Genomic DNA, 6,000 nt, shown 5'->3' with positions numbered 1-6,000 from the left:
CTCAATGCAAGCCAACGATAGGATGGCAAACTGTTCGCGATGTCCTCGCACAGCTGTTCGCGATGTCCCCGGTCCAAACACCCCCTTGAGGGGGAGATGGCCGACAGGCCAGAGGGGGGTTGGTCCGATCGGGCTCGGCCTGCTGCAGCGGTTGGCGCTTCACGCGAGACAACCCTCTGTCGCCTTCGGCGACATCTCCCCCTGAGGACCCTCAAGGGGAGATCGTCAGCGTCGCGCGCTGACCGTCAGCTCCGGCTTCTGGCTGATGGTCTGAAACACCACGCAGTAGCGCTCGGTCAGCTTGAGCAGCGCATCGATGCGCTCCTGCGGTTCGTCGGTGTCGAGCCCAAATGTCAGCCGGATGGCGCGGAAGCCAACCGGCGCATCCCTCGCCACGCCAAGCGTGCCGCGAAAGTCGAGATCGCCTTCGGCTTCCACCGTGGCGGCTCCAAGCTTGAATTCCAGCGCCGTCGCCACTGCCTTCAGCCGGCGCAAGCCACCAGCGCCTCCAGCAGCATGTCGCCGGAGCAGAGTTCGAGCCCGGTGCCGCCGGTCGCCGGATGCAGCCCGGCAATGGCAATCGCCCTGCCCGTCTCGACCTTGCAGGCGATCGATTGGTCGTCGATCGAGCCCTTGGCCTTGAGGGTAATCAGCGCGCGCGAGGCGTCGTCGCGATAGGCCTCCTTCAGCGGCGCCTGCATGGCCTTCAATGCGATCGCGTCCATTTCATTTCTCTCCCATAGTTGTCTGGCTTCGCCGCTTAACGGCGGTGTCGCCTGCCCCAAACGCAAGTCCCCGCTGGCGTAGCGCTTGGCAGGGTTTCGCCCGTATAGCCTGACGATACGGGTGCCCGACATCCAACGCCTTCACACCCTCTCTCGCAACACATTCGTAAGGCCGCCGGACATATGGCCGATATCGCCACCCTGGAAACCCGCGAAAGGGTTCTTGCGGGCCTCCTGTTCAACGGCGCTGCCGTCTGCTGTTTCGATGCACGACGCCTCGATCAAGCTGACACTATGGTGTCAGGACGGGGCAGCGTAAGCTGGTAAAATGACGGAATCGCTGGACATGTCAGGCACAGTGGAAAGCGCCCGCGAACGTACCCTCGGCATCATCCTGGTCTCGGCATCGGCGGCCGTCTTCGGCCTCACCGGCGTGCTGACCAAATCGATCCATGCCGACCCGCTGACCATCACCTGCTGGCGCGGCTTCGTCGGCTCGATCCTGATCAGCCTTTATGTGCTATGGCGTCGCCAGCGCTCCGGCGGTCGCGACAGCCTGCGGCTCGGCTGGCGCGGCTGGCTGCTGGCGATCGAGGGCGCGCTCGCCAGCATCGCCTTCATCTCGGCGTTCAAGTTCACCTTTGTCGCCAATGTCGCGATCATCTATGCCACGGCCCCTTTCGTCACCGCGCTGCTTGCCTTCATGCTGGTCCGCGAGCCGTTCCGGCTGCAGACGCTTGCCGCCGCCGCCGTGTCACTGTGCGGTGTGGCGATCATGGTCTGGTCCGGCTTCGGCACCGGCCATCTGTTCGGCGACGGGTTGGCGCTGCTGATGACGATCGGCAGCGCGCTCTACATGATCATGGTGCGGGCCTTCCGCGATACGCCGGTGGTGTGGGCGGGTGCCATGTCGGCGTTCCTCCTGTTCGTGCTCGGCTGGCTCATCACCGATCCGCTGGCCGTCTCGGCCAGGGACGCTGTGCTTCTAGCCACCTTCGGCGCCTCGTTCGCGCTGGCCTCGATCCTGTGGACGGAGGGCACCCGGCTTATTCCGGCGGCCGAGTCAGGATTGCTGGGCTCGGCCGAAGTGCCATTCGCGATCCTGTTTGCCTTCCTGTTCCTCGCGGAGATCCCGCCGGCAGCCAGCATGCTCGGCGGGGCCATCGTGCTTTGCGCGGTGTTCGCTCACGCCGGCCGAGACTGGCTGATGGCCAAGCAGCGCGCAGCGGATGCATGACCAATCCTCGCCGCGTCCGAGGGCGAGTTGGCGGTCCGATCACGAGAAGTCCGTTCCTCAAAATAAATTTGAAAAGTCATGGAACCATCATAGGGCTCAGTCATTATGGCTGCGACGGGCCACCCCAAGTCCCCCCAAACCCCTCGGCCCGTCCTACTCAGAGCCGACCGCAAGGTCGGCTTTTTCTTTGCTGGCTCAGTTGGCCAAGGCCAGGTTGCCGCTGAACAACGCGGCCAGATCCTGCGCTGGTCGATCGGCATCCTCACGCAAGCGGATGGCGAATTCGGCGACCGGCACTGGCGGCAGATCAAGATCGCGCGGCGCCTCGACGATGCCGGAATGAGCGAAGCGCGCAGTCCTCAACGTCAAGGCGATGCCGGCGTGCACTGCCGTGCGCAGGCCGGCAAGGCTGGCACTGCCGGCAGCAATACGGTAGCGACGGCCGGCCGCATCGAGTGTACTGGTCGCCGCTTCGCGAAACCCGCAATGAGGATCGAGCAGTGCCAAGGACAGTTCGTCATGGCGGGTGGCCAGCCCATTCTGTGAGCAAAGCCAGATCATCGGTTCCTTGAGCACGCCGATTTCGTCGCGTGTCGGCACCTGCCGCATGGCAATGGCCAGATCAAGGGCGCCGGCCTGCAAAGCCTGCGCCAGTTCGGCGGAACGGCCGACGCGCAATTCGATCCTGACGCGAGGATGGCTGACAGCGAAAGCCCTGAGAAGCTGCGGCAAGCCGCTGTCGGCGAAGTCCTGCGTGGTGCCGATGGCGACGCGCCCGTCGGCACGCGCCCCTTTGAGGGCCAGCCACGCCTCGCGGTGCGCGGCAAGGATGCGACGCGCGTGGCCGACAAGATCCTCGCCTGCCGGCGTCAGACCGCGTCCTCGCCCCTGCGGTACCAGCAGCGCTTCGCCGACAACATCCTCGAGCCGCTGCATCTGCGCGGTCACTGCGGACGGCGAGCGGCCGACGATCGACGCAGCCCGCGCCAGGGAACCGCCATCGACGAAAGCGAGGAAAGTCTTGAGGAGGTCGGGATCGAACACCTGCATAATTCGATATTATCAAAGTGTTTATCAAAAACAATTCGATTTTTTTGATTTAATAATGATGGCACGATTTTTTGGACGGCGAGAAACGCCGCTTGAAGCCGAGGAGAAGAAACATGCCGATCATCAATGTCAGCGTTACCGGCAAACCCGATGCCGGTTTGTCAGCCGCCATTGCCAAGGAGGTAACCGAACTGACGGCCATGCATCTGCGCAAAGACGCAACGATTACAGCTGTTGCCATTTCCTATCACGACCCCGAGCACTGGTTCGCCGGCGGCAAGTCGCTGGCCGAGCATGGCGCCAACACGGCTTGGCTCGACATCAAGGTTGTCGACGGCACCAACACCAAGCTCGAGCTGGAGGCGTATCTGCAGGCAATTTTTGCCGCATTCGGCCGGCTTCTGGGCAAGGTGCATGAGGAAAGCTACGCCCTCGTGCATGAAGTACCTGCGGCGGCCTATGGCTTTGGCGGCAAAACGCAGGAATTCCGCTTCATCAGCGGAAGGATGAAAGCGGCGTAGCTGCGATAGGCAGCCGAATCCAGTGATGACAGGAGAAAAGGAAAATGGAGCCGCATTGACGTTGATCCAACTTCGGCTAGGTTCTCACCCGAAGCGGCCACTGAAGAGCCGTGACGTGAGATTGTTGGGAGATGCGGCGATGATCCTGACACTGGCGCTGCTTGCGGGTCTTGTCGCGGAGTGGCTGCTGATCGGCGTGGTGGAGACGTTCCGCCTCGGCCTGCGTTTGAGCCAGGCGCTGCTCTACGTGCCGTTCAAGCTCGCCTACCGGATCAGCGACGAGCGCATCAAGATTGCCCGCAAGTCGGCGGCCCCGGTCATCTACGTCGTTTGGCATCAGTCACGCATCGAGCCGGCGCTGATGCTGTCGCTGCTGCCGGAGGACACGCTGCACATCCTCGACCAGGCTTCGGCCAGGTCGCCGTGGCTGGAGCCGTGGCGTGAGCTCGGCCGCACCATCGCCTTCAACGCCGAGCATGTCTTCGTCAGCCGCAGATTGGTGCGGGTGCTGAAGGGCAAGGGCCGGCTCGCCGTTTACCTGCCGGATGCGGTCGAGCCCGACGTCAAGTCGTTTCGGTTGTTTCGCGCCATCACCCGTATCGCCATGCAGGCCGACGCGCGCATCGTGCCGATCTTCGTTGCCGGCGCACGCAGCCTGCCGGCTTCACTGACGCCAGCGGACAAGGCGCCCCGCCACTGGTTTCCGCAGCTGTCGATCAGCGTGCTGGAGCCGATGACCATTGCCGAGTTGGTGGCGCGGAATCCTGATCAGGCCTCCAACACAAATGCGTTGTTCGATCGCTTCGCTGAGGCCAGGCTTTTCGGCAACGATCTCGATCGCGGCCTGTTTCTTGCCATGCGCGATGCCGCCGACCGGGTTGGCGCTTCCCATCCAATTGTCGAGGACGTCATTGGTGGCGCGCTGAGCTACCGGAAAATGTTCATCGGCGCCAGGGTTTTGGGCCACCGCTTCGAGGCAATAACAGCGCCGGGCGAAGCGGTTGGGCTGCTCCTGCCCAACGCTAATGGCGTCGTGCTGTCGTTCGTCGGACTTTTGTCGGCTGCGCGGGTGGCAGCAATGATCAACTATACCGCCGGCCCGGCCAGCGTCACCGCCGCCGTCCGCACGGCGATGATCCGCACCGTGGTCTCCTCACGCGCGTTTGTCGAAAAGGCCAACCTCGCCGACATCGTCGAGGCGGTGGAAAAGGGCGGGGCGAAACTGTTGTGGCTGGAGGATGTCCGCGCAAGCGTGACCGTGCTGGACAAGGCCGCAGCCGCCTTGCTGTGGCGCTGGCCGCTGCAGCGCCAGGATGCGGCCAAGCCGGCCGTGATCCTGTTCACCTCCGGCTCGGAAGGCACGCCCAAGGCAGTGGTGCTGTCGCACCGGAACCTTCTTGCCAATGCGATGCAGGCGGAAGCCCGCATCACCATCTCGCCTGCCGACATCCTGCTAAACGTGCTGCCGGTGTTCCACTCGTTCGGGTTGACCGGCGGCACCATCCTGCCGCTGGTCACCGGAGTAAAGCTGTTCCTCTACCCGTCACCGCTCCACTACAAACTTATTCCGGAGGTGGCGCGCAAGGTCCGGCCAACGGTGATGTTCGGCACCGACACGTTCCTCGCCAACTATGCCCGCACCGCCAAGGACGGCGATTTTTCCAGCCTGCGCTTCGTCGTCGCCGGTGCCGAGGCGGTGAAGCCGGAGACGCGCCGGGTGTACCGCGAGCGCTTCCAGGCCGAGATCATCGAAGGTTTTGGCTTGACCGAGGCCGCACCGGTGGTTGCCGTCAACACCGCCATCCACGGCCGCGACGGAACGGTCGGGCGGCTGCTGCCGGCCATGCGCATGAAACTCGAACCGGTCGAAGGCATCAGCGACGCCGGCCGGCTGTGGCTCGACGGGCCGAACCTGATGATGGGCTACATGACCGCCGATAGGCCGGGCGAGCTGCAGCCGCTCGAAGGCTGGCACGACACCGGCGATATCGTTTCGGTCGATCGCGAAGGCTTCATCACCATTCGCGGCCGCGCCAAGCGCTTCGCCAAGATAGCCGGCGAGATGGTATCGCTTGGTGCGGTCGAGATGCTGGTGCAGTCGCTGTGGCCGGAAGAACATCACGCCGTGGTGGCAGTGCCGGACAAGCGGCGCGGCGAGCGCCTCGTTCTGGTCACCACCGCCGACAATGCGGATCCCGACGAATTGCGCGAATTCGGCAAAAAAGCCGGGGCGGCCGAACTGATGGTGCCGAACGACATCGTCAAGGTCGAAGAGATCCCGGTGCTGGGCTCCGGCAAGACCGACTATGTCTCGACTAGAAAGCTGGCGCTCGAGAGGCTGGGACTGAGCGCAGCCGCCTGAGGTTTGCTGTCGAAACTCCAAAGCGCGTCGCGTTTGACCGGCCTTGTGCGACGCGCTTAGATTCTTGCTTTTGTATGCCGTTATCGCAAAACCGCTGCACATTTT

General features: G+C 63.6%; 4 protein-coding genes and 1 pseudogene. 3 read left to right on the top strand and 2 right to left on the bottom strand.

Annotation, left to right across the window (positions count from 1 at the left end):
* Positions 1-225: 225 nt before the first annotated feature.
* Positions 226-725: pseudogene (locus NKJ84_RS24135) on the bottom strand (OsmC family protein).
* A 346-nt stretch (positions 726-1,071) separates the two neighbouring features.
* Here NKJ84_RS24135 and NKJ84_RS24130 point away from each other — a divergent pair.
* Positions 1,072-1,962, top strand: a complete 891-nt coding sequence (locus NKJ84_RS24130; protein WP_352508537.1) for a DMT family transporter — start codon at positions 1,072-1,074, stop codon at positions 1,960-1,962.
* A 195-nt stretch (positions 1,963-2,157) separates the two neighbouring features.
* Here the strand turns inward: NKJ84_RS24130 and NKJ84_RS24125 are convergent, their stop codons facing one another.
* Complete coding sequence (locus tag NKJ84_RS24125) at positions 2,158-3,012, bottom strand: LysR substrate-binding domain-containing protein (RefSeq protein WP_352508535.1); 855 nt, start codon at positions 3,010-3,012, stop codon at positions 2,158-2,160.
* Positions 3,013-3,125: 113 nt separating this feature from the next.
* On the opposite strand from NKJ84_RS24125, the gene NKJ84_RS24120 reads away from it, so the two are divergent.
* Together NKJ84_RS24120 and NKJ84_RS24115 are read left to right on the top strand one after the other, a co-directional pair.
* Complete coding sequence (locus NKJ84_RS24120) at positions 3,126-3,533, top strand: tautomerase family protein (RefSeq protein ID WP_352479219.1); 408 nt, start codon at positions 3,126-3,128, stop codon at positions 3,531-3,533.
* A gap of 139 nt (positions 3,534-3,672) precedes the next feature.
* Positions 3,673-5,895 (top strand): AMP-binding protein, encoded by a 2,223-nt coding sequence (locus NKJ84_RS24115; RefSeq protein WP_352508544.1) that lies wholly within the window; start codon positions 3,673-3,675, stop codon positions 5,893-5,895.
* The last annotated feature ends 105 nt before the right edge of the window (positions 5,896-6,000 follow it).

It is taken from the genome of Mesorhizobium sp. M0048 (genome assembly GCF_040323405.1).
Lineage (GTDB): Bacteria > Pseudomonadota > Alphaproteobacteria > Rhizobiales > Rhizobiaceae > Mesorhizobium.
The sequence above is the reverse complement of the archived record's forward strand: the minus strand, read 5'-3'. Positions and strand labels throughout refer to the sequence as shown.

Coding starts and splice junctions, on each gene's coding strand:
- NKJ84_RS24130 (WP_352508537.1), top strand. CDS start 1,072: ATGTCAGGCACAGTGGAAAGCGCCCGCGAACGTACCCTCGGCATCATC.
- NKJ84_RS24125 (WP_352508535.1), bottom strand. CDS start 3,012: ATGCAGGTGTTCGATCCCGACCTCCTCAAGACTTTCCTCGCTTTCGTC.
- NKJ84_RS24120 (WP_352479219.1), top strand. CDS start 3,126: ATGCCGATCATCAATGTCAGCGTTACCGGCAAACCCGATGCCGGTTTG.
- NKJ84_RS24115 (WP_352508544.1), top strand. CDS start 3,673: ATGATCCTGACACTGGCGCTGCTTGCGGGTCTTGTCGCGGAGTGGCTG.